24 protein-coding genes are annotated in these 24,159 nt (G+C 69.5%); 5 read left to right on the forward strand and 19 right to left on the reverse strand.

Annotated features, from left to right (window positions below):
- Positions 1–73 precede the first annotated feature (73 nt).
- The 9 genes from murB to NHL60_RS12035 are packed head-to-tail and all read right to left on the reverse strand — an operon-like array spanning position 74 to position 8,845.
- Positions 74–1,096, reverse strand: a complete 1,023-nt coding sequence (gene murB / locus NHL60_RS11995) for a UDP-N-acetylmuramate dehydrogenase (protein WP_253443560.1) — start codon at positions 1,094–1,096, stop codon at positions 74–76.
- Positions 1,093–1,569 (reverse strand): low molecular weight protein-tyrosine-phosphatase, encoded by a 477-nt coding sequence (locus tag NHL60_RS12000; RefSeq protein WP_253443562.1) that lies wholly within the window; start codon positions 1,567–1,569, stop codon positions 1,093–1,095. The genes murB and NHL60_RS12000 overlap by 4 nt, the downstream gene beginning before the upstream one ends.
- A complete protein-coding gene (gene kdsB / locus NHL60_RS12005) occupies positions 1,569–2,354 on the reverse strand; it encodes a 3-deoxy-manno-octulosonate cytidylyltransferase (RefSeq protein WP_253443564.1) in 786 nt (261 codons plus the stop codon). The genes NHL60_RS12000 and kdsB overlap by 1 nt, the downstream gene beginning before the upstream one ends.
- Positions 2,354–2,563, reverse strand: coding sequence for a Trm112 family protein (locus NHL60_RS12010; RefSeq protein WP_253443566.1), 210 nt, complete (start codon positions 2,561–2,563; stop codon positions 2,354–2,356). The genes kdsB and NHL60_RS12010 overlap by 1 nt, the downstream gene beginning before the upstream one ends.
- 10 nt (positions 2,564–2,573) lie before the next feature.
- A complete protein-coding gene (gene lpxK, locus NHL60_RS12015) occupies positions 2,574–3,629 on the reverse strand; it encodes a tetraacyldisaccharide 4'-kinase (RefSeq protein WP_253443567.1) in 1,056 nt (351 codons plus the stop codon).
- Complete coding sequence (gene msbA / locus NHL60_RS12020; protein ID WP_253443569.1) at positions 3,626–5,386, reverse strand: lipid A export permease/ATP-binding protein MsbA; 1,761 nt, start codon at positions 5,384–5,386, stop codon at positions 3,626–3,628. Before msbA ends, lpxK begins: the two co-directional genes overlap by 4 nt.
- Complete coding sequence (locus NHL60_RS12025) at positions 5,383–5,820, reverse strand: biopolymer transporter ExbD (protein WP_253443571.1); 438 nt, start codon at positions 5,818–5,820, stop codon at positions 5,383–5,385. The genes msbA and NHL60_RS12025 overlap by 4 nt, the downstream gene beginning before the upstream one ends.
- Positions 5,817–6,515, reverse strand: a complete 699-nt coding sequence (locus NHL60_RS12030) for a MotA/TolQ/ExbB proton channel family protein (RefSeq protein ID WP_253443572.1) — start codon at positions 6,513–6,515, stop codon at positions 5,817–5,819. Before NHL60_RS12030 ends, NHL60_RS12025 begins: the two co-directional genes overlap by 4 nt.
- A 41-nt stretch (positions 6,516–6,556) precedes the next feature.
- Entirely contained in the window at positions 6,557–8,845 is a 2,289-nt protein-coding gene (locus tag NHL60_RS12035; protein ID WP_253443573.1) for a DNA internalization-related competence protein ComEC/Rec2, read from the reverse strand.
- Between the two features lie 121 nt (positions 8,846–8,966).
- Between NHL60_RS12035 and NHL60_RS12040 the strand changes: the two genes are divergently transcribed.
- Positions 8,967–9,512: a DUF2062 domain-containing protein gene (locus NHL60_RS12040; RefSeq protein WP_253443574.1), complete on the forward strand. Its 546-nt coding sequence runs from the start codon at positions 8,967–8,969 to the stop codon at positions 9,510–9,512.
- A gap of 91 nt (positions 9,513–9,603) precedes the next feature.
- Here the strand turns inward: NHL60_RS12040 and NHL60_RS12045 are convergent, their stop codons facing one another.
- Positions 9,604–10,341, reverse strand: coding sequence for an ABC transporter ATP-binding protein (locus NHL60_RS12045; RefSeq protein ID WP_253443575.1), 738 nt, complete (start codon positions 10,339–10,341; stop codon positions 9,604–9,606).
- A gap of 7 nt (positions 10,342–10,348) precedes the next feature.
- Positions 10,349–11,590 (reverse strand): lipoprotein-releasing ABC transporter permease subunit, encoded by a 1,242-nt coding sequence (locus NHL60_RS12050; RefSeq protein WP_253443576.1) that lies wholly within the window; start codon positions 11,588–11,590, stop codon positions 10,349–10,351.
- A 201-nt stretch (positions 11,591–11,791) separates the two neighbouring features.
- Here NHL60_RS12050 and NHL60_RS12055 point away from each other — a divergent pair, with 201 nt between their 5' ends.
- A complete protein-coding gene (locus NHL60_RS12055) occupies positions 11,792–12,835 on the forward strand; it encodes an agmatine/peptidylarginine deiminase (RefSeq protein ID WP_253443577.1) in 1,044 nt (347 codons plus the stop codon).
- 224 nt (positions 12,836–13,059) lie between these two features.
- Positions 13,060–13,962, forward strand: coding sequence for a carbon-nitrogen hydrolase (locus tag NHL60_RS12060; RefSeq protein ID WP_253443579.1), 903 nt, complete (start codon positions 13,060–13,062; stop codon positions 13,960–13,962).
- A 173-nt stretch (positions 13,963–14,135) separates the two neighbouring features.
- Here NHL60_RS12060 and ltrA read toward each other — a convergent pair whose 3' ends face one another.
- From ltrA to NHL60_RS12100, 8 genes are all read right to left on the reverse strand, one after another.
- A complete protein-coding gene (gene ltrA, locus NHL60_RS12065; RefSeq protein WP_253443581.1) occupies positions 14,136–15,512 on the reverse strand; it encodes a group II intron reverse transcriptase/maturase in 1,377 nt (458 codons plus the stop codon).
- Positions 15,513–16,044: 532 nt separating this feature from the next.
- Positions 16,045–17,292 carry a uracil-xanthine permease family protein gene (locus NHL60_RS12070; RefSeq protein WP_253443583.1) on the reverse strand — a complete coding sequence of 416 codons (1,248 nt, stop codon included), beginning with the start codon at positions 17,290–17,292 and terminating at the stop codon, positions 16,045–16,047.
- Between the two features lie 65 nt (positions 17,293–17,357).
- Positions 17,358–17,987, reverse strand: a complete 630-nt coding sequence (upp, locus tag NHL60_RS12075; protein WP_253443585.1) for a uracil phosphoribosyltransferase — start codon at positions 17,985–17,987, stop codon at positions 17,358–17,360.
- A gap of 106 nt (positions 17,988–18,093) precedes the next feature.
- Entirely contained in the window at positions 18,094–18,792 is a 699-nt protein-coding gene (ung, locus tag NHL60_RS12080) for a uracil-DNA glycosylase (RefSeq protein WP_253443587.1), read from the reverse strand.
- 14 nt (positions 18,793–18,806) lie between these two features.
- The gene (gene gpt, locus NHL60_RS12085) at positions 18,807–19,286 is read right to left on the reverse strand and encodes a xanthine phosphoribosyltransferase (RefSeq protein WP_253443589.1); all 480 of its coding nucleotides are present in this window, start codon (positions 19,284–19,286) and stop codon (positions 18,807–18,809) included.
- Between the two features lie 4 nt (positions 19,287–19,290).
- The gene (locus NHL60_RS12090; RefSeq protein ID WP_253443591.1) at positions 19,291–19,836 is read right to left on the reverse strand and encodes an adenine phosphoribosyltransferase; all 546 of its coding nucleotides are present in this window, start codon (positions 19,834–19,836) and stop codon (positions 19,291–19,293) included.
- Between the two features lie 22 nt (positions 19,837–19,858).
- Positions 19,859–21,160: an NCS2 family permease gene (locus NHL60_RS12095; protein ID WP_253443594.1), complete on the reverse strand. Its 1,302-nt coding sequence runs from the start codon at positions 21,158–21,160 to the stop codon at positions 19,859–19,861.
- Between the two features lie 213 nt (positions 21,161–21,373).
- The gene (locus NHL60_RS12100) at positions 21,374–22,003 is read right to left on the reverse strand and encodes a riboflavin synthase subunit alpha (protein ID WP_253443595.1); all 630 of its coding nucleotides are present in this window, start codon (positions 22,001–22,003) and stop codon (positions 21,374–21,376) included.
- A gap of 400 nt (positions 22,004–22,403) precedes the next feature.
- Between NHL60_RS12100 and NHL60_RS12105 the strand changes: the two genes are divergently transcribed.
- Positions 22,404–23,465 (forward strand): methionine ABC transporter ATP-binding protein, encoded by a 1,062-nt coding sequence (locus NHL60_RS12105; protein ID WP_253443597.1) that lies wholly within the window; start codon positions 22,404–22,406, stop codon positions 23,463–23,465.
- Positions 23,446–24,099, forward strand: a complete 654-nt coding sequence (locus NHL60_RS12110) for a methionine ABC transporter permease (RefSeq protein WP_253443600.1) — start codon at positions 23,446–23,448, stop codon at positions 24,097–24,099. The genes NHL60_RS12105 and NHL60_RS12110 overlap by 20 nt, the downstream gene beginning before the upstream one ends.
- Positions 24,100–24,159 lie beyond the last annotated feature (60 nt).

Below are 24,159 nucleotides of genomic sequence, written 5' to 3' on the forward strand. Positions count from 1 at the left end.
AAAACGACCGCGCCCGCAGCCATGGCTGCGGGCGCGGTCGTTTCGGGCTATCGCTCAGGGAGGTCTCGGCGGCTCAGGACCTCTCCCCGGCCAGCCGCGGCTCGCGCTCGAGCTCGACGCCGAAGCGCTCGGCAACGCGGCCGGCCACCCGCTCGGCGAAGGTCAGGAGCTCAGCGGCGCTGCCGCCACCGAAGTGGACCAGCACCAGCGCCTGGCGCTCGTGAACGCCGAAGCGCCCATCCCGCCAACCCTTGAGCCCGCACTGGTCGATCAGCCAGCCGGCGGCGAGCTTGACCCGCCCGTCGGGCTGGGGAAAGTGCGGCATCTCGGGGTGCAGGGCCAGCAGGCGCTCGGCCTGAACCGCGGCCACCACGGGGTTCTTGAAGAAGCTGCCGGCGTTGCCCAGCACCGCCGGGTCGGGCAGCTTCTCGCGGCGAATGGCGCAGACCGCCTCGGCCACCCGGAGCGGCGTCGGCTGCTCCCCCGCCCGCTCGGCCAGGTCCCCGTAGCCCAGGCGCGGCCGAGGTGTGCGCGAGAGCCGCAGCACCAGGCGAGTGATCACCACCTGACCGCCCAGCGCCCCCTTGAAGATGCTGTCGCGGTAGGCGAAGGCACAGGCCTCCGCCGTCATCCAGCGCTCGCCACCATCGGCCAGAGAGACCACCTCCACCGCCTCCAGCACCTCGCAGAGCTCGACCCCATAGGCGCCGATATTCTGGATCGGCGCCGCGCCGCAGCTGCCGGGAATCAGCGCCAGGTTCTCGGTGCCCCAGAGGCCACGTCCGGCCAGGGCCATTACCAGGTCGTGCCAGACGACGCCGGCCTCGGCGTGGACCCGCACCGCCTCGCCCTCACCCTCCTCCAGCCACCAGCGAGCCATGGCCGGGCGAATCACCAGCCCAGGCAGGCGCTCGGGCAGGATCAGGTTGCTGCCGCCGCCGAGCAGGGTCAGCGGCCACCCCTGCCGACGCGCCTCGACCAGGGCGGCCTGCAGCGCGGCCAGGCTCTCGGGCGCGGCAAAATGCTCGGCAACGCAGGGCAGCCCCAGGGTATTGGCACTCGACAGGTCACGCGGGGGATAAGGCAGCGAACTCAAGGACGGCGCTCCAGCGTCGCCTCGATCTCGGCCAGCAGGCCGCGAGCCCCCTGCTCCACCAGGTCGAGCACCGCTTCGAAGCCCTCCTCGCCGCCGAAGTAGGGGTCAGGCACGGCGGCGTCGGGCCGGCCGGCGAATTCGAGGAAGAGCCCCAGGTGGGCGTCCAGCGCCTGGGGCGCCCGAGCGCGCATGGCCGCCAGGTTGTCGTGGTCCATGGCCAGCAGGTAGTCGAAGGTGGCGAAGTCCTCATCGTGCAGCTGGCGGGCGCGCAGCGTCGAGAGATCGATGCCGCGGCGGGCGGCCGCCTCGCGGGTGCGAGGGTCCGGCGCCTTGCCGACGTGCCAGTCGCCGATGCCGCAGGAGTCCACCTCGACCCGGTGAGCCAGGCCCCGCTCCTCGAGCAGCCGACGGAAGATGCCCTCGGCGGTCGGCGAGCGGCAGATATTGCCCAGGCAGACAAAGAGCACGCGCATCACTCACCTCCCCGGCCGTCGGCGGCGTCCAGCAGGCCCCGCACTCGGGCGAGATCCTCGGCGGTATCGACCCCGGCGGGATGCGGCTCCTTGGCCAGGGCCAACTGAATCGCGTGGCCGTGATGGAGCGCGCGCAGCTGCTCCAGGTGCTCGAGCCGCTCCAGGGGCGACGGCACCCAGTCGCGATACTCGGCCAGGAATCCGGCGCGATAGGCGTAGAGACCGATATGGCGCAGCCAGGCGTCGGTCTCGAGCAGCTCGGGGCGGGCGGCGAAGGCGTCACGGTCCCAGGGGATGGGGGCCCGCGAGAAGTAGAGCGCCCGCCCGGAGAGGGCGCGCACCACCTTCACCACGTTGGGATTGAAGAGGCTCTCCACGTCGCTGATCGGCTCGGCGAGGGTGGCGATGGAGGCCTCCGGGTCGTCGAAGAGCCGGTCGGCCACCTGGTCGATCAGCGTCGCCGGGATCAGCGGCTCGTCGCCCTGGACATTGACCAGCACGGCGTCAGCGGCCAGCCCCAGGCGCTCGGCCACCTCGGCCAGGCGGTCGGTGCCGGAGGGGTGGTCGGCGCGTGTCATCACTACCTCGGCCCCCTCGGCCACCATGGCCGCTTCGATGCGAGCATCGTCGGTAGCTACCACCACCCGGGCGGCGCGGCTCTCGCAGGCACGCTGCCAGACATGGGCCACCATGGGACGCCCGGCGATCTCGGCCAGGGGCTTGCCGGGCAGCCGCGAGGAGGCGAAGCGCGCCGGAATGACGGCGATGAAGTCGCGCTCGGCCATCACGCCTCCCCCGTGCGTCCGGGTGAGGCGTGGAGCTTCTCCTCGGCGGAGAGCTGCCGCGCCTCCTCGGGGAGCATCACCGGGATGCCGTCGCGGATCGGGTAGGCCAGACCATCGAAGAGGCAGATCAGCTCCTCGGCCTCGCGGTCGTACTTGAGCTTGCCCTTGCACAGCGGGCAGACCAGCATGGCCAGCAGTTCCTTGTCCATCGTGTTCACCTCACTCCTGATGGCGAACCGGCGGCGTGCCGGCTCGCGGATTCGTGTCGGTCGCTGCCGCCCCCAGGGCGGCCAGCCGCGCCTCGAGCCACACAGCGAAGGCCTTCTCGGGCTGCGCCTCCACCTCCAGCACCCAGCTGTCGGGAGGCGCCAGGCCCCGGCACTTCGCGGCATCCTTGGCGGTCATCACCAGGGGTCGGCCATCGGCGAAGGCGAGCTCCTCGGCGCGGTAGGCGTGGTGGTCGGCGAAGGGGTGGGGGATCACCTCGACGCCGAGGGTGGCCAGGGTCTCGAAGAAGCGCGCCGGCCGGCCGATGCCGGCCACGGCGTGGACCGGCCCCGCGAAGGGCGGCGGCGACAGGGCACGCCGCGCGCCGTCCCCCAGCCGCCGCCAGGCCACGGGGGCCAGGGTCATCCCGAAGGCGCCCGCCGGGGCCGCGAAGCGCGCCTCGCCGTTGACCACCACCCCATCGACGCTGGCCAGTCGCGACAGGGGCTCGCGCAGCGGCCCTGCCGGCAGACAGCGGCCGTTGCCGAAGCCCCGCGCCCCGTCCACCACCACCAGCTCCAGGTCGCGGGCCAGCGCCAGGTGCTGAAGGCCGTCGTCGCTGATCAGGATATCGCAGCCCGCCGCCAGCAGCGCTCGCGCCCCACGGGGACGGTCCGGGTCGACCACCACCGGCACCCCGGTCTGGTCGGCCAGCATGCGCGGCTCGTCGCCGCACTGCGCCGCCGGCGTCTGCTCATCGACGCGCAGCGGGTAGGCATCACTCTTCCCGCCATAGCCCCGGGAGAGGATGCCCGGACGATAGCCGCGCTCGGCCAGCCAGGCCGCCAGCCAGGCCACCAGGGGCGACTTGCCGGTGCCACCCAGGGTCAGGTTGCCCACCACGATCACCGGTACCGGGGCCTGCCACGCCGTACGACGCCCCTCGGCGTAGGCAGCGGCGCGACGCGCCACCGCGGCGCGGTAGAGCCGCTCCAGGGGCCGCAGCAGGGTCAGCCAGGAGGCTCCCGCATAGGCCGCCGCCAGCCAGCGCTCGCCCAGCCCGCTCATGCCGGGTCTGCGTCCTGGAACTGCAGGCGGTGCAGGGCGGCGTAGGCACCATCGCGGGCCAGCAGCTCGGCGTGGGAGCCCTGCTCGATGATCTCGCCCTGCTCCATCACCAGGATGCGGTCGGCACGCTCGATGGTGGAGAGGCGGTGGGCGATCACCAGGGTGGTACGCCCGCGGCAGACCTCTTCCAGCGCCGCCTGGATATGGCGCTCGGACTCCGTATCCAGGGCCGAGGTGGCCTCGTCGAGGATCAGCAGCGGCGCGTCCTTGAAGATCGCCCGGGCGATGGCCAGGCGCTGGCGCTGGCCGCCGGAGAGCATGACGCCGTTGTCCCCCACCACGGTGGCATAGCCGCCGGGAAGGCGTTCGATGAACTCGTGGGCATGAGCGGCCCGGGCGGCGGCCTCGATGGCCGCGGGGTCGGCGTCGGGCACGCCATAGGCGATGTTGTCGGCGATGCTGGCGTTGAACAGGGTCACCTGCTGGGAGACCAGGGCGATCTGGCGGCGCAGCGGCCCCAGGCGGTAGTCGTCAAGGGGCACGTCATCGACCAGCACCCGCCCTTCGATGGGCCGATAAAAGCGCGGCAAGAGCCCCACCAGGGTGGACTTGCCGCTGCCCGAGCGGCCGACGATGGCCACCATCTCACCCGGCGCCACCTCCAGGTCGATCCCCTTGAGCACCTCGGGCTGCCCCTCGGCATAGCGAAAGCGCACCCCCTCGAAGCTGACCTTGCCGGCCAGGCGGCCGGGCTCGTGATGGCCCTCGTCGCGTTCGGCGGGCTCCTCCAGCAGGCCGAAGAGCTCCGCGGCGGCGGCCAGCCCCTTCTGGATCTCGCTGTTGATCTCGGTGAGCTGGCGCACCGGCTTGGCCATCAGCGAGGCCGCGGTGATAAAGGCCACGAACTCGCCGGCGGTCATGTTGTCCATCAGCGCCGGCGACATCGCCAGCCACACCAGCACCGCCAGGGCCAGGGCCACCAGCAGCTGGATCACCGGCGTGCTGATCGCCTTGGTCAGCGCCTCCTTCATGCTCTGCTGGCGGTTGTACTCGCTGGCCGCGGCGAAGCGGGACTTCTCGAAGCCCTCAGCGCCGTGGGTGCGCACCACCCGGTAGCCGGAGAGCGCCTCGGAGGCCACGTGGGTGACGTCCCCCATGGAGGCCTGGATGCGGGCCGAGATGCGCCGGAAACGCTTGCTGGCGTAGCTGACCACCCCACCGATCAGCGGCGTGACGGTCAGGAAGAGCAGCGTCAGCATCCAGTTGGTCCACAGCAGGTAGCTGATCAGGCCGATCACGAAGAGCCCCTCGCGCAGCAGGATGGTCAGCGCCTTGGTGGCCGCCCCGGTGACCTGCTCCACGTGGTAGGTGACCCGGGAGATCAGGTGGCCGCTGGAGTGGCTGTCGAAGAAGCGCCCCGGCAGATGGAGCATATGGTTGAAGACGTTGCAGCGCAGGGCGTGGACCACGTTGCGCGCCACGTTGCTCATGAAGTAGGTGCCGAGGAAGGTGCCGAGGCCCCGGGCGGCGAACATGCCGACCACGAAGAGCGGCAGGAAGAGGCGAAAGGCGGCATCGGGGTCCTGGATGCCGTCGATCAGGCGCTTCATCATCTCGGCAAGCGCCGTGCTGGAGGCGGCATAGATGACGTAGCCCACGATGGCCAGGCCGAAGGAGCGCCAGTGGGGGCGCACATAGCTCAGCAGGCGCTTGTAGAGCGTCCAGCCGGAGTGTTGGGGGGTCCCGTCCTGATTCACGGCGTCTCCGCTTGTGGGGAAATGGTCTCGCCGGTGCGGCTTTCGGTGGTGGCGATGCGCACCCGCTGGATGCCCTGCAGGCCGGCCTGGTCGAGCACCCGTACCACGTCGGCGTGGCTGGCGCGGCCATCGGCCTCCACCACCAGCCCGTGCTCGCGAGCCTGCTCGGCCTCGGCGGCCAGGGCCGCAGGCAGCTCGGCCGGGGCGAGCTCGCGCTCGCCGAGCCGGTAGGCGCCGGCCGCGGTGACCACCAGGGTGACCGGCGAGACCTCGGCGGCGGCCCCGCTGGTCGTCTCGGGGAGTTCGAGCTCCAGGGCCTGGCGAGTCTCGAAGGTGGTCGAGACCATGAAGAAGATCAGCAGCAGGAACACCACGTCGATGAGCGGCGTGAGATTGACCTCCACCGGGTCGCGGCGGGTGCGCGCAAACCTCACGGGCGCCTCACCTCCGGCGCCAGGCGGCCATCGGCCTCCAGGCGCTCGTCGTCACCGCCGCCCTCGTGACGCTCGGCCAGGGTCAGGTCGCCGCCGAAGTGGGCCAGGAATTCCACCACCTGGCTCGACTGCTCCTCCATGCGCACGGTGATGTCCTCGACCCGGCGCAGGAAGTAGCGGTGGAACATCAGAGCGGGAATCGCCACGGTCAGGCCCGCCGCGGTGGTCACCAGGGCGCGGGAGATGCCGCCGGCGAGATCGGCGGTGCGACCGGCCCCGTCGCCGGCGACGATCACCGCAAACACCTCGATCATGCCCACCACGGTACCCAGCAGGCCGATCAGCGGGGCAATGGCGGCGATGGTACCGAGCGGGCTCAGGAAGCGTTCCATGTCGTGGACCACCGCGGTGCCGGCCTCCTGCAGCCGAGCCCGCACCTGATCGTGGCCGAGCCGGGCATTGCGCAGCCCGGCGGCCAGCACTCCGCCCAGGGGCGAGTGGCTCTCCAGCCAGTAGAGGTTGACCTGCCCCCGGGCCACCAGGGTGCACACCTCCTGGCCAAGGCCACGGGGGGCGATGCGTCCGGCGCGAAGCGTCCACAGCCGCTCGATGATGATGACCGTGGCCAGCAGCGAGCAGCCCAGCAGTGGCAGCATCAGCCAGCCCCCGGCGATCAGGGCCTCCATCATGTCCATGCGCACTCCCTCGAAGGTGCCCCGTGATCCAGCGTTGAGTCTCAGGGCGATTCTAACGCAAGGCAGTCGCCTCCGACACCGCCGCGCCGCCAGGGCAGCCGGCGCCGGTGCTCCACGGGGACCGCTCCCTCGTCCCCCAGCCGGAAGGCCAGCGCGCCGTCCAGGGCGGTGCTCCACTGGCAGCTGTCGGCGGCCCGAAAGCGGCGCACCACCTCAGCATGGGGATGCCCGAAGGCGTTGTGGCGCCCGGCACTGTAGACCACGTGGCGCGGGGTCAGCCACTGCACCAGCTGGGGGCCCGAGCTGGTGTGACTGCCGTGGTGGCCGGCCACCAGCAGGGTGACCGGCGCCTCGGCCTCGAGCAGAACCGAACGCTCCACCCGGCGACCCACGTCACCGGTGATCAGCAGCCGCTCACCGCCGGCGTTGACCTCCAGCACGCAGGAGCGGTCGTTGCTGGAGAGCGCCGCCGTATCGGCCGGCGGCCACAGGAAGCGGAAGCGCACGCCGTCACGCTCCCAGGCCTGGCCCTGCAGGCAGTACTCGAAGGACACCCCGATCTCCTCGCCGGGAGGCGCAAGGAAGCGCCCCACGCGATGCGCCTCGGCCAGGAGCGGCACTCCGCCGGCGTGATCGATGTCGTCATGGCTGACGATCACCTCGTCGAAGCGCTGGCCCGGCGGCCAGAGGGTGCTCACCGGCGCAAAGCCCGAGATAAAACGAGGCCCCGTATCATAGAGGGCCCGATAGCCGGCGGTGCGCAGCTCCACCAGCTGCCCCTGCCCCACGTCCAGCACGCGCACCTCCAGCTGCCCGTGGGGGATACCCGAGGGCGAAAGGCTCAGCGCTACCGCGATCAGCGCCAGGCTGCCCGCGGCGCGCAGTGACCCCGCCAGCCCCGGCAGCACCCAGAGCAGTGCCATCACCCCCAGGCAGAACGCCAGGGGCGTGACCAGATGTGGCTCGGGCAGCCACAGCGGCAGCAGCGCCACCGCCCGCTCCAGGCTCCAGGCCAGGGCCTCGGCGAGCCGGGCAAACAGCCACCAGCAGAGCGCTGAGAGCGGCGGCAGCGGGACCAGCAGCCAGCCCAGAAGCCCAAGAGGCACCAGCAGGCTACTCACCAGGGGAACCGCCACCAGGTTGACCAGGGGCGCGGCCGGGGCCAGCCGGGCGAAGGCCAGCAGCACCGCCGCGGCCATCAGCGGCGCCAGCAGCAGCTGGGTCCTGACCAGCGCCCAGGCCCAGCCGTGCAGGCCGCGTGGTCGCGGGCGCCCCTGCCAGGCCAGGATCAGCAGCGCCACCGCCAGGAAGGAGAGCCAGAGCCCTGGCCGCCAGGCGTGGCGCGGGTCGAGGAGCAGCACCACGGCCAGGGCCAGCCACCACCCCTGCCAGGGACCCGGCGCATGCCGGCCGCTGGCCACCCAGAGCCCCACCAGGGTCATCACCAGGGCACGCAGCGCCGGCGGTTCGAGACCGGAAAGGCCGGCATAGGCGGCGGCGGCAGCCCCGGCCAGCCACCAGGGCCATACCGCCAGCCGCCAACCGCTCGGGGTGATCAGGCGCGCCGCCCCTCTCCCCAGCAGCAGGGTAAACCCCGCCACCAGCCCCACGTGGAGACCCGAGATCACCATCAGATGGGTGGTACCGCTGGCGTTGAGCAGGCCCCAGTCGTCGGCGGTCAGCCGCTCACCGGCGCCCAGGGTCAGCGCCGCCAACCAGCGCTCGGCCCGGGGCGGAAGCCCACGGGTCTCCAGATGAGAGAGCGCGTGCTCGCGCAGCCCGGGCCTCGCCTCGGCCAGGCGCCGGGGCGGCGGCTCCCGCCGCATATAGCCGGTGGCCTGGATGCCCTCCCGCCACAGCCAGGCCTCATAGTCGAAGGTGTGGGGGTTGGCGAAGCCCGCCGGCGGGCGCAGGCGCACGGTAAGCGCCCAGCGTTCGCCGGGGTGCATCGCCGGCGCCTCGAAGGCACTCAGCCGCACGCGCTGCAGGCGTTCGCAGCCAGGGCGCCCCGCGGCCAGCGGGTGGCAGTCGCTCACCTCCAGGGTGAGGCGGGTCAGGCGCTCCTCCCGAGAGACGCTGATCAGCTGCCCCTCGATGGCGAGATCCTCGCGCAGGAGGCCATCGGGAAGGATGGCACCGCGAGCCAGCAGCAGCCCCGCCGCCACCCAGGCCAGGGCCGCCAGGGGCAGCCACACCAGCGGACGCCGCCAGGCCAGCGCCAGCAGCAGCAAGGCGCCAAGCCCCTCGAGCAGCCCCGGGGGCGGGCGCGTTCCCAGCCACAGGCCACCCGCCACGGCCAGCGCCAGGAGGGTGGCCATGCCATAGCGCATGCCCCTGCTCCAGGTCCGTGCATCGCCGCCCGCTCGCCGCCGATGGAAGTGTCGCGACCATGGCGGAAGCGGGCCCATCCATGGATAATAGCCTGCGTCCCGATGCTGCGAGCCCGACGACATGCCGCGCCGCTTTCTCCAGCGCTACATGCCCCACCCCGAGACGCTCAGGCGCCAGAGCTCGCTGCGTTTCATGAGTCACCTCATCGGCAACCCCGCCCTGTGGGTGCTGAGTCGGCGCAGTGTGGCCAACGCCTTCTCCGTGGGGCTGTTCAGCGCCATGCTGCCGATCCCTTTCCAGATGGTGGTCGCGGCCCTCGGCGCCTGGGTGGCACGGGCCAACCTGCCCCTCTCCGTGGGCCTGGTCTGGATCACCAATCCGCTGACCATGCCGCTGATCTTCTACGGCAACTACCGCATCGGCGCCTGGCTGATGAACACCCCTGCCCGGGAGGTGCCCGAGCGGCTCTCCACCCGCTGGATCGCCGAGCAGATGGCCGACATCCTCCCCGCCTTGGCGGTGGGCTCGGTGGTCACCGCCATCGTGCTGGCACTGCTCGGCAACCTGGCCATCCGACTGATCTGGCGCTGGCAGGTCTCGCGCAGCTGGAAGGCGCGGCGACGCAGGCGGCGTCGGCGCCCACCGCCGGACGATGACCCGCGCTGACTCCCCCGACGCAAAGGGCCCTCAACGCAAACGGCCGGCTCCATGCGGGGCCGGCCGTTTGCTCATCGCACTGCGAGGGGAGCGGCCTCGGTCAGGCGCCCTCCGCCGCCGGCAGCTGCTCGGTCAGCCGCCCCTCATCCAGGCGCATGACGCGATCCTGATGGGCCGCCAGGGCGGGGTCGTGGGTCACGATCACGAAGGCGCAGGCGGTGGTGCGGGCCAGCTCGTCCATCAGCGCCAGTATGTGCGCCGCGGTGTGCTGATCCAGGTTGCCGGTGGGCTCATCCATCAGCACCAGGCTCGGGTCGGTGACCAGGGCCCGAGCGATGGCCACCCGCTGACGCTCGCCGCCGGAGAGCTCACCGGGCTTATGATCGGCCCGTGCCGCCATGCCTACCTTCTCCAGCAGCCCCCGGGCGCGCACCTCGGCCTGCTTCTTGGACTGCCCGCGCACGATCAGCGGCAGCGCCGCATTCTCGAGGGCCGTGAACTCCGCCAGCAGGTGGTGGAACTGATAGACGAAGCCGATATGGCGGTTGCGGAAGCGCCCCAGCGCCGCATCGCCCAGGTCCAGCAGCGATTCGCCGGCGATGCGCACCTCGCCCCGGGTGGGCTGGTCCAGCCCGCCCAGCAGGTTGAGCAGGGTAGTCTTGCCGGAGCCTGAGCTGCCGACGATGGCCACCCGCTCGCCGGCGTGCACGGTCAGCGCCAGACCGTCCAGCACGGTAACGTCCTGGGGGCCCTCATGGTAGATGCGGGTCAGGTCGAGGCACTCCAGCATCGGCGCCCCCGGCGCCGGGGAGGCACCCTGCTCGGCTGTGGCTTGCATGGTCGTCTCACTCATAGCGCAGCACCTCCGCCGGCTGGACCTTGGCCGCCCGCCAGGCCGGATAGAGGGTGGAAAGGAAGGTCAGGCCCAGGGCCGCGGCGACGATGTCGCGCACGTCGGCCCAGTCGAGGCGCGATGGCAGATTGCTGATGAAGTAGACCCCGGCATCCAGAAACTGGATGCCGAACAGGCTCTCGACGCCGTCGATGATGTCGGAAATGGTCAGCGCCAGCAGCACCCCGAGCGCTACCCCGACCAGGATGCCGATCACCCCGATAGCCAGCCCCTGGACGATGAAGATGCCCATGATGGAGCGCGGCGTGGCGCCGATGGTGCGCAGGATGGCGATATCGGCGTGCTTGTCAGTGACCACCATCACCAGGGTGGAGACGATGTTGAAGGCCGCCACGGCGATGATCACGGTGAGCAGCAGCGCGATCATGCGCTTCTCCATCTGGATCGCCTGGAAGAGGTTGCCGTGGGAGAAGGTCCAGTCGATGCCGCGGTAGCCGGGGCCGAGCTCGTTGATGATGGCCCGGGTCTCCGCGGAGGCTGCAAAGAGGTCATCGAGCTCCAGGCGCAGCCCCCCCACGGCGTCACCCAGCCGCGCCAGCGTCTGCATGTCCTCGATATTGGCGTAGGCCAGGGCGGCGTCCAGGTCGGCGCCGACGCTGAAGATGCCGCTCACCGTGAAGCGCTTGAGGCGGGGAAAGACCCCGGCCGGGGTGATCGAGGCCTCCGGGACCAGCAGGGTCACGCTGTCGCCCACCCCGACCCCGAGCCGCCGAGCCAGGATGGAGCCCAGCACGATGTTCCACTCCCCGGGCTGCAGATCATCCAGCCCGCCCCGCTGCATATGCTGGCCGATGATCGAGACGCGGTCCTCCCACTCGGGGTGGATGCCATTGACCATGGCGCCCTCGTTGCGGCCACCCACCGAGAACATGCCCTGCTGCTCGACGTAGGGGGCGGCACCGATCACCCGCTCGCGCTCCATCAGCCGCTCGGCCAGCGCTTCCCACTCCACCATGCCGGTGCGCGACTCGATCTTGGTGTGGGGCACCATGCCGAGGATGCGGGTGCGCAGCTCGTGGTCGAAGCCGTTCATCACCGAGAGCACCAGGATCAGCACCGCCACGCCCAGCATCAGGCCCAGCATGGAGGTCAGGGAGATGAAGGAGATAAAGTGGTTGCGGCGCTTGGCGCGCACATAGCGCAACCCGATCAGGAATGGCAGACGGTCAAGCATGGAGGCGTTCCTTGTCAGCGGGCGCCCATGGTAAGACTTTTTGGGCAGCGCTGCACCGGGGCAGCCGGCACTTGCCTTCTATTTGCACGGAGCTCCCGGCGCTGCCAAGCAAGAGGCTATTGCATCCCCGGCCGTTGATGCCTACATTCGCCGGCTGACACTGCGCACCTGGCAACTCATCTACCGCGGGGCTTCACGACCATGGCCAAACGCCTGCTTCCCGAATGGCATCCACAGGATGCGGTCCAGCTCACCTGGCCCGGCCCCGAGAGCGACTGGGCCCCGCTGCTCGAGCGCATCGAGGCCACCCTGGAGGCCATGGTGGTGGCCATTGCCCGCTACCAGCGGGTGCTGGTCAGCGTGCCCGACACCGCCACTCGCACTCACCTGGCCGGCCGCTTCTCGAACCTCGGCGTGCCCGCCGAACGGCTCACCCTGGTAGTGGCCGAGAGCGACGACACCTGGACCCGGGACCACGGCCCCCTGGCGGTGGAGGAGCGGGGCGAGCTGCGCCTGCACGACTATGTCTTCACCGGCTGGGGCGGCAAGTTTCCCGCGGCCCGGGACAACACCCTGACGCGGCGCCTGGCGGATGCCGGCGTCTACGCCCGCCCGGTGAGCGAGCGCGGCCTGGTGCTGGAGGGAGGCGCCATCGAGAGCGACGGCGCCGGCACCCTGCTCACCACCGAGGCCTGCCTGCTCAACCCCAACCGCAACCCCGGCCTCGACCGGGAGGCGGTGGAGGACTGGCTCCACGAGGACTTCGGGGTGACCCGGGTGCTCTGGCTGGCCAACGGCCACCTGGAGGGGGACGACACCGACAGCCACGTGGACACCCTGGCGCGCTTCTGCGACCCGGCCACCATCGCCTACGTGCGCTGCGACGACGAGGACGACCCCCACTACCCGGCGCTGGCCGCCATGGAGGCGGAGCTCAAGGCGCTGCGCCGCCGGGACGGCGAACCCTACCGCCTGGTGCCGCTGCCCTGGCCGCGCCCCTGCTTCGACCCGGTCGACGGCCACCGCCTGCCGGCCACCTACGCCAACTTCCTGATCATCAACGGCGCCGTGCTGGTGCCCACCTACGGCGACGCCGCCGACACCCGGGCGCTGACCGCCCTGGCCGGCGCCTTCCCGGGTCGCGACATCATCCCCATCGACTGCCTGAGCGTGATCCGCCAGCACGGCAGCCTGCACTGCCTGACCATGCAGCTGCCCCAGGGCAGCCTGGCAACACTCACCTGAATCAAGAGGCGTCGGGGAAAGTCCGCAGAGGGGGTCCTACGCCAGGGGTGAGGAGCATTGCTCCGAACGGGCGGGCCATGGATGGCCCGCACCGGCCCTGCAAGCGGCGCAGGATGCGAGAGCGCCGCAGGGCGTCGGTAGCGTACAGGGAGGTATTCACAGCGCCCCCTCGGAGGACTGTCGCCGAATAGCCTCGGATAATTTGCAACCGAGGAGGCTTTAACATGCCCCGCCATCTGAAGGTCGGCCTGGTCCAGCAGCCCGCCTGGCCCGACAAGGCCAGGAGCCTCGCCGAGAGCGAGGCCGGCATCCGCGAGCTGGCCGGCGCCGGCGCCGAGCTGGTGATGCTCCAGGAGCTGCACGCCACCCACTACTTCTGCCAGTACGAGGACACCGAGCTCTTCGACCTGGCCGAGCCCCTGGACGGCCCCACCGGCACCCGCCTGGCGGCGCTGGCCGCCGAGCTCGACATCGTGCTGGTGGGCTCGCTCTTCGAGCGCCGCGCCCCGGGGCTCTACCACAACACCGCCGTGGTCTACGACCGCAAGCGCGGTGCCGTGGGCCACTACCGCAAGATGCATATTCCCGACGACCCGGGCTTCTACGAGAAGTTCTACTTCACCCCGGGAGACGCCGACGACGCTCGCGGCCAGGGCTTTCACCCCATCGACACCTCGGTGGGCCGGCTCGGCCTGCTGGTGTGCTGGGACCAGTGGTACCCGGAGGCGGCGCGGCTGATGGCGCTCGCCGGGGCGGAGCTTCTGCTCTACCCCACCGCCATCGGCTGGGACCCCGCCGACGACGACGCCGAGAAGAGCCGCCAGAAGGACGCCTGGACCCTGATCCAGCGCAGCCACGCGGTGGCCAACGGCGTGCCGGTGATCGTGGCCAACCGGGTCGGCCACGAGCCGGACCACTCCGGCGTCGGCCGCGGCATCGACTTCTGGGGCGGCAGCTTCATCGCCGGGCCCCAGGGGGAGCTGCTGGCCCACGGCGGCGTCAACGCCGAGCGCCTGCTGGTGACCCTGGACATGGCGCGCGGCGAGGATGTGCGCCGGATCTGGCCGTATCTGAGAGACCGCCGCATCGACGCCTATGGAGATCTGACCCGGCGCTATCGGGATTGAGCCGCCTACGGCGGATCTGGCCGCTCTGCATCTGCCGAGATCGCCGCATCGACGCCTACGGCGACCTCACCCGCCGCTATCGGGATTGATCGAGTAGGAGGGGGAGTCGCCTCCCCCGTCCTCTCACACCACCGGGCATACGGTTCCGTACCACGGCGGTTCACGAAGAACGACTAAGCCCTCTTGACCGTATCGAGTACCGAGATCAGGCCCTGCTGCTCGAACCATTTCCGTGGCAAGGCCTGATTCATGTGCGAGGCGCCGGCGTTCCACCAAGGGCCTCGCCCGTTTCCCGCTGACTTCCACGCCCGATGGTCGTCCAGACCCAGCGCCCGTAGCTTGCGGCGCCGTGTCCGCGGGCGCTTCCACTGCCGCCAGATCACGCAACGCAGTCGGCGACGTATCCAACCCTCCAGCGCTTCCAGCGGCCGCTCTACGTCGACGAGGGAGAAGTAGTTGGCCCAGCCCCGCAGGACCGGGGTCAACTCTTCGATAACGCGCCGTATGTTGCGCCCCCTGCCACGCTTGAGGATCTCGCGGACACGCTGCATCAGGCGCTGCAGGCTGGCCTTGGCCAGCGTCAGCTTCGGCCGCTTGTGCCGGGTCAGCGTGTAGCCCAGATACCCCCGGTGCCAGGGTCGGTCCACCGCGCTCTTGTCGCGATTGACCGTCAGCCTGAGTGAGTTCTCGAGAAAATCACTCAGACTGGCCATGACGCGCTCGCCCGCCCGCCGACTCTTGACGTACACCTGTACGTCGTCGGCGTAGCGGCAGAAGCGGTGGCCCCGGCGTTCCAGTTCCTTGTCCACGTCATCCAGCAGGATATTGGCCAGCAGCGGGCTGAGTGGCCCGCCCTGGGGTGTGCCCTGCCGGCGTGGTGCGACCAGGCCGTCCTGGAACATCCCGGCTTCCAGATAGCGGCGGATCAGGCGTAACGCTCGCTTGTCGCGGATGCGGCGCGCGACCCGCGCCATCAGCAGGTCGTGGTTCACCCGGTCGAAGAAGGCTTCCAGGTCGAGGTCGACCACCCAGCGGTGGCCGACAGTGACATGGGACTTCATCGCCGAGACGGCCTGCTGGGCACTGCGCCCAGGGCGATAGCCGTAACTCGATGCGGAGAATCCCGGATCGAAGATCGGCGTCAGCACCTGAAGCAGCGCCTGCTGAATCAGCCGGTCGGTAACCGTGGGGATGCCGAGCTGTCGCGTTCCGCCCTTGGGCTTGGGGATCTCGACGGCTCGGATCGGGCTGGGGTGGTACTCACCGGCCAGTAGCCGTTCGCACAGCGTTGGCCAGCATTCCTTCAGGTGGTCGGCCAACTGGTGGACCGTCATGCCATCGGCACCCGGCGCCCCCTGGTTGGCGACCACCCGACGGTAAGCCCGCTCCATGTTGGCCTTCTCTACCACGGCCTCCATAAGCGGGGCGGACTCCGCTTTCGTCCACGATGACGACGCCGGGACCGTCTCGACGCCCACCGGCTGGGACCCGGGGTACTGCCCCTGCCCCTCTGGGTGGGTGGCGGTATCAGCGCCACTTTCTGCCTTCATGATCGATCCTCGAGACATCATCGCCTACTCGCGGTTCTTCATGTTCGGCCCTTGGTGCCGCGGTGAACCAGCACTTACTATGGCCTCTGCTGACGTCTGGTGGCCCATCCCGTCGCCTCTCGGCGCCGGTAGCACCGTGGCAGACCACCAGACCTCCCAGGGTAAGACGCGCGACCTTCCTCCCATCTACCCGCCGCATTTACCTCCACATCTTCCGGATAGCTATTGGGCTTCGAGTGTCATTGCCCTCTCGCCCAGATGTGGCTGCCTCATATGCGATTCCTGTTCGTCAGGCCGGGAGTTTGCCTTCAGCTTCCTTCAGATTCCGCCTCGCGGCGGACACCCTTGCTGTTCGGCTAGCGGTTCCCGCTATCAGGGTCCGCAGGGGACTTTCACCCCCAAGTCATCCCGAGGCACCACCCTCGGGAACAGCACCTATCGGTGCTACGCGCCATGCCTGGCGCACAATGAAAAGCGGGGCGCTTCCACTGGAAGCGCCCCGCCTGCGTCAGAGGGGGATCGAGGCGACGCCCTACTCGTCTTCCTCGGCGCGGGGCAGCACCCAGTTGAGCAGGATGCCCACCAGGGCGGCGAGGCTCACCCCCTGCAGGGTGAACTGGCCGCCGCCGAACTGCATGCCGCCGATGCCGAAGACAAGGATCAGCGAGATCACCACCAGGTTGCGCGGCGCGGTCAGCGAGTGGCCGGCGCGCACCAGGGTGTTCATGCCCACCACGGCGATGGAGCCGAACAGCAGGGTCATGATGCCGCCCATCACCGGGCCCGGGATGGTCTGCAGCAGGGCGCCGAGCTTGGCCACGAAGGCCAGTGCGATGGCGAGGCAGGCCGCCACCACCATGTACTTCGGATTGAAGGCCCGGGTCAGGGTCACCGCGCCGGTCACCTCGGAATAGGTGGTGTTGGGCGGGCCGCCGAACAGCGCCGCGGTGGAGGTGGCCAGGCCGTCGCCCAGCAGGGTGCGATGCAGGCCGGGCTTCTCCAGGTAGTTCTTCCGCGTGACCGAGCCGATCGCCACCATGTCGCCGATATGCTCCACCGCCGGCGCGATGGCCACCGGGATCATGAAGAGGATCGCCGCCCAGTGGAAGCTCGGCGCGGTGAACGCCGGGATCGACAGCCAGGACGCCTCGCGCACCGGCGAGAAGTCCACCAGACCCATCGCAAGCGCCAGCACGTAGCCGGTGACGATACCGCCCATGATCGGGATCAGGCGCACGATGCCGCGGCCGAACACCGCCAGGGTCAGGGTCACCAGCAGGCTGATCATGGAGAGGAAGATCGCCGGGGCGTAGCCGATATGGTCGCTGGTCTCGCCGGTGGCCATGCTGACCGCCACCGGCGCCAGGGCCAGGCCGATCACCATGATCACCGGCCCCACCACCACCGGGGGCAGCAGGCGATGCAGCCAGGCGGTGCCCTTGAGGCGCACCGCCTGGGAGATCGCCACGTAGACCAGGCCCGCTGCCATCAACCCGCCCATAGTGGCCGGAATGCCGAAGTTGGCCACCGAGCCCTGGATGGGCGCGATGAAGGCGAACGACGAGGCCAGGAACACCGGCACGGTGACCCGGGTCACCCCGTGGAATACCAGGGTCCCCACCCCGGCGGTGAAGAGCGCCACGCTGGGGTCCAGCCCGGTCAGCAGCGGCACCAGCACCAGGGCGCCGAAGGCCACGAAGAGCATCTGGGCGCCGGTGAGCAGGGTACGGGGCAGCGATTCGACGGGGACGGCAGCGGCTGACGTCGAGGGGTCGGGCATGGTGATTCTCCGAAAAAACGCCCCTGGAGCGAGGTCTCAGGGGCGCGATGTCGATGGATGGCGGCTCAACGGGTACCGAAGATCTTGTCCCCGGCATCGCCGAGGCCGGGCACGATATAGCCGTGCTCGTCCAGGCGCTCATCGACGCCGGCGGTGTAGATCTCGATGTCCGGATAGGCCTCCTGCACCCGCTTGATCCCCTCGGGGGCCGCCACCAGCACGATCACCTTCATCTGCTTGCAGCCCCGCTCCCGCAGCATGTCCAGGGTCGCCACCATGGTGCCCCCGGTGGCCAGCATGGGGTCGATCACGATGGCCATGCGCTCCTCGAGGTCGTTCGCGAACTTGGCGAAGTAGGGCACCGGCTCCAGGGTCTCCTCGTCGCGGTAGAGCCCCACCACGCTGATCCGTGCGCTGGGGATCAGGTCGGTGACGCCGTCGAGCATGCCGAGGCCGGCGCGCAGGATGGGGACGATGGTGACCTTCTTGCCCTTGAGCAGCTGGACCGGAATCTTGTTGCCGCTCCAGCCGTCGATCTCCTGGGTCTGCAGCTCCAGATCCTGGGTCGCCTCGTAGGTCAGCAGCTTGGCCAGCTCACCGGCCAGCTCACGGAAACTCTTGGTGCTGATACCGGCTTCGCGCATCAGACCCAGCTTGTGCTGGACCAGGGGATGCTGGATGGCGTGGACGCTCATGGGCAGGACCTCTTCACTCTTCGGGCGGCAGGAGACGGCGCCGACCTTGGTCGCATGGACCCGGCCGACAAATTGCGGGCCATTCTACCCGCATCCTCCGTTGAGGTTAAAGCGTGCCCTCGCCGGGAGGGTCGGGCAGCTGCCAGTCGATGGGGGTGCGGCCCTGCGCCATCAGGAAGGCGTTGGCCCGGGAGAAGTGGTGGTTGCCGAAGAAGCCGCGGTGGGCCGAGAGCGGCGAGGGGTGCGGCGACTCCAGCACCAGGTGCCGGGAGGTGTCGATCAGCGCCCGCTTCTGGCGGGCCTGGCTGCCCCACAGCAGGAAGACCGAGGGCCGGCCGTGCTCGCTGACCGCGGCGATGGCGCGGTCGGTGAAGGTCTCCCAGCCCCGCCCGCGGTGGGAGCCGGCATTGCCCTGCTCCACCGTCAGCGAGGCGTTGAGCAGCAGCACCCCCTGGCGCGCCCAGTGCGCCAGGTTGCCGTGGGCCACCGGGCGGAAGCCCACGTCCGCCTGCAATTCCTTGTAGATATTGACCAGCGACGGCGGGAGGCGCACCCCGGGCTTCACCGAGAAACAGAGCCCGTGGGCCTGGCCGGGCCCGTGGTAGGGATCCTGGCCCAGGATCACCACCCTCACCTCCTCGAAGGGGGTCAGCTCGAAGGCGCGAAACCACTCGCTGGAGTGGGGGTAGACCACCTTCCTGGCCGCCTTCTCGGCGGCCAGGAAGTCGCGCAGCGCCTGCATGTAGGGCGCCTGGAGCTCGTCGCCCAGCCACTGCTGCCAGCTCTCGGGAAGCGGTGTCGCCATCCTGCCCTCTCGCCTCAGCGCCTGACCTGGTCGGCCAGGGGCTCAACGTAGGCGATGCCCATGTCCCAGGGGAACTGGATCCAGCAGTCCTGGGCCACCTCGGTGAGGTACTGGTCCACCAGGGGCTTGCCCTCGGGCTTGGCGTAGACGGTGACGAAGTGCGCCTTCGGCAGCATCTCGCGGACCTTGCGGGCGGTCTTGCCGGTATCCACCAGGTCATCCACCAGCAGCCAGCCGTCGCCGTCGTGGTCGACGCCCTTCATGACGTCGAGGCCGCCCTGGTCCATATGGTCGTAGCTCTTGATGCAGACGGTATCGATCAGCCGCACGTTGAGCTCCCGGGCGATCAGGGCCGCCGGGATCAGCCCGCCCCGGGTGATGGCCACGATGCCCTTGAAGTCGCGCTCCACCAGCTGGTGGCAGAGCTCGCGCACATCGCGGTGGAGCTGGTCCCAGGAGACGGTGAAGTGCTTGTGGTAGCGATTGCTGCTCATGGGATCATTCGTCCTCGGTGAAGGAACAGACGGCAAAGACGCCATAGCCCGCCTCGCGGATGCGCGCGGAGCCGCCCAGGTCCGGCAGGTCAACGATGGTGGCGGTCTCCACCACCTGGCCGCCGCTGCGGCTGATCAGCTTGGCGGCGGCCAGCATGGTACCGCCGGTGGCGATCAGGTCGTCGACGATCAGAATGCGGTCGCCCTCGCGGAAGGCGTCGGAGTGCAGCTCCACCTCCGCCTCGCCGTACTCCAGGGTGTAGGTCTCGCTGATGGTGCGGAACGGCAGCTTGCCCTTCTTGCGCACCGGCACGAAGCTGCAGCCCAGCTCGTAGGCCAGCGGCGCCCCGACGATGAAGCCCCGGGCGTCGATGGCGGCGATGGCATCGAGGTTCATCTCCTGGTAGCGGTGCACGAAGCTGTCGATCAACTTGCGGAAGGCGGCGCTGTTCTGCAGCAGCGGGGTGATGTCGCGGAAGTTGACCCCCGGCTGCGGCCAGTCGGGGACGGTGCGGATCACGGACTTGATATAGTCGCCGTAGATGCTCATGGCGGGTCTCGGTAGTGGATGATCAGTCGAGGAAGAGGAACTTGGCCGCGAACAGCAGGGCCAGGATGATCACCGCCGGGTTGAGGTCCCGGAAGCGACCGGAGAGGGCCTTGATGGCGACGAAGCTGATGAAGCCCAGCGCGATGCCCTCGGCAATGGAGAAGGTCAGCGGCATGCCGAGGGCGGCGATCAGCACCGGCGCGGCATCGGTGGGGTCCTCCCAGTTGGCGTGGGCCAGGCTGCCGGCCATCAGCACCGCCACGTAGAGCAGCGCCCCCGCGGTGGCGTAGGCCGGAATGGAGCCCGCCAGCGGCGCGAAGAAGAGGCTGATCAGGAAGAGCCCCCCCACCACCACGGCGGTGAGGCCGGTGCGGCCGCCCGCGGCGATGCCGGCGGTGGACTCCACGTAGCTGGTGGTGGTGGAGGTGCCCAGCACCGCGCCGGCCATGGAAGCGCCGCTGTCGGCCATCATGGCGCGGCCGATGCGCGGCAGCTTGCCGTCCTTGTCGAGCAGGCCGCCCTTGTGCGCCACCCCGACCAGGGTGCCCGAGGTATCGAAGAGGTCGACGAAGAGGAAGGCGAAGATCACGCTGAGCATGGCGATATCCAGCGCGCCCCACAGGTCCAGCGCCAGGAAGGTGGGCGCGATGGAGGGCGGCATGGACATCAGGCCGCCATACTCGTTGTGGCCCAGCACCATGGCCAGCACGGTGACCCCCAGGATGCCGATCATCACCGCACCGGTCACCTTCAGGTAGGCCAGGGCCGTGATCGCGAAGAAACCCAGCAGCGCATAGAGGGCCGCGGGCTCGGAAAGGTCCCCCAGCGCCACGTAGGTGGCCGGGTTGGCCACCACGATGCCCGCGTTCTTCATGGCGATCATCGCCAGGAAGAGGCCGATGCCGGCGGCGATCCCCAGGCGCAGGGAGAGCGGGATCGAGTTGATGATCCACTCGCGCACCTTGAAGATGCTGAGCATGAAGAAACAAAAACCGGAGAAGAAGACCGCGCCGAGCGCCGCCTCCCAGGTGTAGCCCATGCCCAGCACCACCCCGTAGGTGAAGAAGGCGTTGAGCCCCATGCCCGGCGCCTGGGCAATCGGGTAGTTGGCCCAGAGCCCCATGATCAGACAGCCGATGGCGGCGGCCAGGCAGGTGGCGACGAAGACCGCGCCATAGTCCATGCCGGCCTCGGAGAGGATGCTGGGGTTGACGAAGATGATGTAGGCCATGGTCAGGAAGGTGGTGATCCCGGCGATGACCTCGGTCTTGATGCTGGTGTTGTGCTCGGACAGCTTGAACTGCTTGTCGATCAGGCTCTTCATGGGGCTCATTCCTGCGCGCGTGGGCTATGGTGGTCCCTGGGGGGGCGAGAAAGGTCGCGAGAAAAGCGGCTTATGGTACCCGCATCCCCGGCGGGATGCGAGAGACCGGAAGGCCGCCGACTCGCACTGTCCACACTGTATAAGCAAGGGGCGAGCCAACCGCCAGCCGCGCCACCAACGCAGGCCTGACGAAGTGGTCAACCCCGCCCCGGCTCAGATGCCCCGCGCCGCCAGCACCCGCTCCACAGTCTCGACGATGGCCTGGGTCTGGGGGTCGATCTCGATGTTGACGCGATCGCCCGGCACCCGATCGATCAGGGTGGTGCGGGCCAGGGTCTCGGGGATGAGATTGACGCAGAAGCGCGGGCCGTGGGCGGCGGTGGCCGGACGCACCTCGCCGATGGTCAGGCTGGCCCCGTCGACGCCGATGTAGCCCTTGTCGAACAGGAAGCGCCCCAGGGCGTGGGGCAGCTCGAACCAGAGGCGGCGATTGTTGGGCGCCTCGTCGAGCTCCACCAGCTCGGCCACGGCCATCACATGGCCGGACATGGCGTGCCCGCCGATCTCGTCACCGAAGCGGGCGGCGCGCTCGATATTGACGCGATCGCCCACCCCCAGCGCCCCCAGGTTGGTCACGGCCAGGGTCTCGCGCATCAGGTCGAAGCTGACCCGCTCGCCCTCGATGGCGGTCACCGTCAGGCAGACCCCGTTGTGGGCCACCGAGGCGCCGATCTCGAGCCCCGGGCGCAGGGCCTCGGGCAGGACCACGACGTGGGTGCGAAACTGCTCGGCCTCGTGGATGGCGACCACCTCGGCGGTGCCCTGGACGATACCCGTGAACATGGCGTCTCCTCGACTGCAGATAGGCCCCGGCGGGGCAAGGGGGCAGAGTGTAGAGAACTCCCGCCCGCCTCGTCCACGCCGCCCCCGGGGGAACCAGAGGTTTCACCTGATCATCCCGGAAATAGAGAACAATCACCCGGCCGTATTGCCCATCCACCGAAACAACCTCCGCGGCGATTGACAGCCTACCGACACCGCCCTAAGCTTCCCGGCTACATTGAACGGCGCCGATTTGTACCCGGCTTGCGGGCGCCAGCGTGGCGGCACGCCCTCCGGGGCACTGACGCCACGTGAAGTGCAGCTAAAAGGGTGTGTCCAGCGTTGATGGCCACCCGCAAGGGTGGCCTTTTTTTGCCCTGGCTGCACCGCCCGCCCCGGCGCCCCGCTTGCGGTGCATCCGATGATCCGACTCCATAACGTATCCAAGACCTTTGTGCTGAAAGGTCGACGCGGCAGCCCGACGCGTACCGTCCAGGCGCTGAAGAGTGTCGACCTGCACGTGCCCGCCGGCCAGATTCACGGCGTGATCGGCCTCTCCGGCGCCGGCAAGTCGACCCTGATTCGCTGCGTCAACCTGCTCGAGCGCCCCACCACCGGCACCGTCACCGTGGACGGCCAGGAGCTCACCGGCCTCTCCCGCCAGGCGCTCAACCAGGCGCGCCACGGCATGGGCATGATCTTCCAGCACTTCAACCTGCTCACCAACCGCACGGTATTCGCCAACGTGGCCCTGCCCCTGGAGCTGATGGGCATGAGGCGCGCCGAGATCCGCGAGCGGATCACGCCGCTGCTGGAGCTGGTGGGGCTGGCCGACAAGGCGAGCCAGTACCCGGCCCAGCTCTCCGGCGGCCAGAAGCAGCGGGTGGCCATCGCCCGGGCGCTGGCCAGCCGCCCCAAGGTGCTGCTCTGCGACGAGGCCACCTCGGCCCTCGACCCCCAGACCACCGCCTCGATCCTGGCGCTGCTGCGGGACATCAACCAGAAGCTCGGCCTGACCATCCTGCTGATCACCCACGAGATGGAGGTGGTCAAATCGATCTGCCACAGGGTCAGCCTGATCTCCGGCGGCGAGCTGGTGGAGGAGGCCGAGGTGGGCGACTTCTTCACCGCCCCGCGCACCCGGCTGGGCCGCGAGTTCCTCAACGACTTCCTCAAGCTGGAGCCGCCCCGGGCGCTGATCGAACGCCTCGAGGAGAGCCCCGGCGAGCACACCCATCCGGTGGTGCGCCTGGCCTTCTCCGGCGACGCCGTCTCCACGCCGCTGATCTCGCGGCTTGCCCGGGAGTGCGGCGTCGACGTCAGCATCCTGCAGGCCAAGGTGGAGTCGATCCAGGAGCGCACCCTCGGCCTGATGATCGCCGAGCTGATGGGCCCAGCGGAGCAGACCCGCACGGCCATCGACTATCTCGAATCCCATGATCTGCACGTGGAGGTGCTTGGCCATGTCCAGCGCGATGATTGACCTGATCCTCCGGGCTACCCTGGACACCCTCTATATGGTGGCCGTCTCCGGGGTGATCTCGGCCCTGGTGGGCATCCCGCTCGGGGTGCTGCTCTATGTGACGCGTCCCGGCCAGGTGCTGGCCCAGCCGGCGGTCAACGGCGTGCTCGGCATCGTCACCAATATCGGCCGCTCGATCCCCTTCATTATCCTGATGGTGGCGATCATCCCCTTCACCCGCATGCTGGTGGGCACCTCCATCGGCACCAACGCCGCCGCCGTGCCGCTGACCATCGCCGCCATTCCCTTTATCGCCCGCCTGGTGGAGGGCGCGCTGAACGAGATCAACCCGGGCCTGGTGGAGGCCGCCCAGTCCATGGGCGCCACCCCCTGGCAGATCATCACCCGGGTGCTGCTGCCCGAGGCCCGCGGCGGCATCTTCACGGCGCTGACCGTCACCGTGGTGACCCTGGTCAGCTATTCGGCCATGGCCGGCGCCGTGGGCGGCGGGGGCCTTGGCGACCTGGGCATCCGCTACGGCTACAACCGCTTCAACCCCACCGTCATGCTGATCACCGTGGCGATCCTGGTGGTGATGGTGCAGGGCTTCCAGAGCCTGGGGGATTATCTGGTCCGCAAGAGCGATCACAAATAGCGAAAAGCTATTTAAATTATTTTTTTTATTCCGCTATTATCTACTCATCATCACAGGAGA

This window comes from Halomonas sp. Y3 (genome assembly GCF_024137965.1).
GTDB classification, from domain to species: domain Bacteria; phylum Pseudomonadota; class Gammaproteobacteria; order Pseudomonadales; family Halomonadaceae; genus Halomonas; species Halomonas mongoliensis.

Bases quoted from the DNA above. Each gene is read 5' to 3' on its own strand.
- upp (WP_253443585.1), bottom strand. From the start codon at position 17,987: ATGAGCGTCCACGCCATCCAGCATCCCCTGGTCCAGCACAAGCTGGGT.
- NHL60_RS12105 (WP_253443597.1), top strand. From the start codon at position 22,404: ATGATCCGACTCCATAACGTATCCAAGACCTTTGTGCTGAAAGGTCGA.
- NHL60_RS12040 (WP_253443574.1), top strand. From the start codon at position 8,967: ATGCCGCGCCGCTTTCTCCAGCGCTACATGCCCCACCCCGAGACGCTC.
- gpt (WP_253443589.1), bottom strand. From the start codon at position 19,286: ATGAGCAGCAATCGCTACCACAAGCACTTCACCGTCTCCTGGGACCAG.
- NHL60_RS12095 (WP_253443594.1), bottom strand. From the start codon at position 21,160: ATGAAGAGCCTGATCGACAAGCAGTTCAAGCTGTCCGAGCACAACACC.
- NHL60_RS12110 (WP_253443600.1), top strand. From the start codon at position 23,446: ATGTCCAGCGCGATGATTGACCTGATCCTCCGGGCTACCCTGGACACC.
- NHL60_RS12030 (WP_253443572.1), bottom strand. From the start codon at position 6,515: ATGGACATGATGGAGGCCCTGATCGCCGGGGGCTGGCTGATGCTGCCA.
- kdsB (WP_253443564.1), bottom strand. From the start codon at position 2,354: ATGGCCGAGCGCGACTTCATCGCCGTCATTCCGGCGCGCTTCGCCTCC.
- ung (WP_253443587.1), bottom strand. From the start codon at position 18,792: ATGGCGACACCGCTTCCCGAGAGCTGGCAGCAGTGGCTGGGCGACGAG.
- NHL60_RS12060 (WP_253443579.1), top strand. From the start codon at position 13,060: ATGCCCCGCCATCTGAAGGTCGGCCTGGTCCAGCAGCCCGCCTGGCCC.
- NHL60_RS12055 (WP_253443577.1), top strand. From the start codon at position 11,792: ATGGCCAAACGCCTGCTTCCCGAATGGCATCCACAGGATGCGGTCCAG.
- NHL60_RS12090 (WP_253443591.1), bottom strand. From the start codon at position 19,836: ATGAGCATCTACGGCGACTATATCAAGTCCGTGATCCGCACCGTCCCC.
- NHL60_RS12050 (WP_253443576.1), bottom strand. From the start codon at position 11,590: ATGCTTGACCGTCTGCCATTCCTGATCGGGTTGCGCTATGTGCGCGCC.
- lpxK (WP_253443567.1), bottom strand. From the start codon at position 3,629: ATGAGCGGGCTGGGCGAGCGCTGGCTGGCGGCGGCCTATGCGGGAGCC.
- NHL60_RS12100 (WP_253443595.1), bottom strand. From the start codon at position 22,003: ATGTTCACGGGTATCGTCCAGGGCACCGCCGAGGTGGTCGCCATCCAC.
- NHL60_RS12045 (WP_253443575.1), bottom strand. From the start codon at position 10,341: ATGCAAGCCACAGCCGAGCAGGGTGCCTCCCCGGCGCCGGGGGCGCCG.
- ltrA (WP_253443581.1), bottom strand. From the start codon at position 15,512: ATGAAGGCAGAAAGTGGCGCTGATACCGCCACCCACCCAGAGGGGCAG.
- NHL60_RS12035 (WP_253443573.1), bottom strand. From the start codon at position 8,845: ATGCGCTATGGCATGGCCACCCTCCTGGCGCTGGCCGTGGCGGGTGGC.
- NHL60_RS12010 (WP_253443566.1), bottom strand. From the start codon at position 2,563: ATGGACAAGGAACTGCTGGCCATGCTGGTCTGCCCGCTGTGCAAGGGC.
- NHL60_RS12000 (WP_253443562.1), bottom strand. From the start codon at position 1,569: ATGCGCGTGCTCTTTGTCTGCCTGGGCAATATCTGCCGCTCGCCGACC.
- NHL60_RS12070 (WP_253443583.1), bottom strand. From the start codon at position 17,292: ATGCCCGACCCCTCGACGTCAGCCGCTGCCGTCCCCGTCGAATCGCTG.